Annotated in this window: 1 protein-coding gene and 1 pseudogene; both read right to left on the bottom strand. The window is 66.5% G+C overall.

The features are described from left to right. Positions 1–637, bottom strand: a pseudogene (locus tag ACWGO0_RS37370) (transposase family protein); the annotation flags it as partial. Positions 638–749: 112 nt separating this feature from the next. Further along, entirely contained in the window at positions 750–1553 is an 804-nt protein-coding gene (locus ACWGO0_RS37375) for a hypothetical protein (protein WP_453544882.1), read from the bottom strand. Between the last annotated feature and the right edge of the window lie 136 nt (positions 1554–1689).

Below are 1689 nucleotides of genomic sequence, written 5' to 3' on the forward strand. Positions count from 1 at the left end.
GAGGCAGCGGATCTTGGCGTGGGTGGTGTTGTGGCGGCGCTTCCATCTCTTGAGGCGGCGGCCCCGAAACGGCACCCGGACGGGTCCGCCAGCGCCCTGATACGCCTTGTCCGCCCAGCATTTGAGTCCTGCATCGGCGAGGGCTTCGATGATTCCGTGGTGTCGCGCGGCCGTCAGGTCGTAAGTCGAGCCGGGCAGAGCGGGCGAGGCCCAGAGCAGCCGTCCGAACGAATCGGTGAGGACCTGGACATTCATGCCGTGGCGTTTGTGTTTCCCGGAGTAGTAGGGGGTGTCGGCTGCGATGCGGTCGATCGGCAGCAGGGTGCCGTCCGAGGATGACGAACACCTTCAACCGGATCGTCCTCATCGCCTCGGTCAGGGATGGGGCGATGGCGGACAGGACTTCGATGGCTTCACGTATGTAGCGGTAGACGGTCGCGATCCCGATGCCGAATCCGGCGGCGAGTTGGGCGTAGGTGTCACCGCACCGTAGGTGGGCCAGGGCGAGCAGGGCTTGACGTGCGGCGGGAAGGCGCCGCCACCGTGTCCCGATCTTCTGCCGCCTGGCTGTCAGTTGTCCGGTCAGGAATCGCAAGGTGCGGCTGGACAGATCGATCGAGGACGGGTAGTCAAGCACGCGAAGCTCCTGGTGGACACGGGTGATCTTGGTCGAGAACCCGTCTACCAGGAGCTTCGTCGTTGCGCAGGACTATCCAACTCGCGGTCAGCACGGCCAGCTTGGAAAAGGGTCAGTGTTGGTCGAAGACGTAGCCGTGCCCGTCGCCGTCTGGGCAGGCAAAGACCCGGAAGTCGCCCCACCTGCCCACCGTGATCCCAGTGGTGTCGTCACTAGCCACAGTGAAGAGCAGACGGCACGGGGCGCCGCAGGTATGGCACGGGACTTCGTAGGGGTCTGTCAGGTGCCAGGTAGGCCATCCGCCGAACTTGATCCCGGCCACCCGGGTGATGACATCGCTTCCGCCCCCGGTCGCCTTGGCGTACTCCCGCACGGACTTGGTGAGTTCCCCGTCCGGCAGGGCCTGCGGGTAGGGGAAGTCGACGAGAGGTACCGCAGTGAGCACGCATCGCACCGGGGTGTAGCCGTAATCCGGTTCCTCCTGCCGTACCGGCAGCGGGGGCGACCCGAGTACGCGCGTGACGTCGGCGCTGCTGCGCCAGCGGATCTCGACGACCGGGCTGCCATCGGCATGCGGAGCGGGCGGATCCCAGTGGACGTTGGGACACCACAGAAGCTGAAACACATCCTTGCCCTCCGGCCACCAGTCACCCGGTGCGTCCCGCCGATACACCTGCACCACCGCCACCATGGCCGTCGCCGGCGCCCCGGAACCGGACTTCTCGTCCGGGATGACGCAGTGCGGCCAGGGCTCGTCGGCCGGCCAGAGCAGCGGTCCGCCCACAGAACTCTGGTGAACCGCCGGCTCCCCCGGTTCGGGGGCCAGTACAACCGCCGACCGTGCGTACGGTGCGAGTCCGGGCACAGCTGCGACAATCTCCTCCGTGGAGGGCCTGGTGTTGTACGGCAGATCCATGGCCGGAGAGTAGCCCACCCCTCCGACAGTGAGCCGTTTACAACCTGACGGGTGGTTGGACCGGCAGCCCCGGCGGCGGGCATGAAGAACGCTCCTGGTAGACGGGTTCACGACCAAGATCACCAGTCCGCCAGGA

Source organism: Streptomyces sp. NPDC055749 (assembly GCF_053617235.1).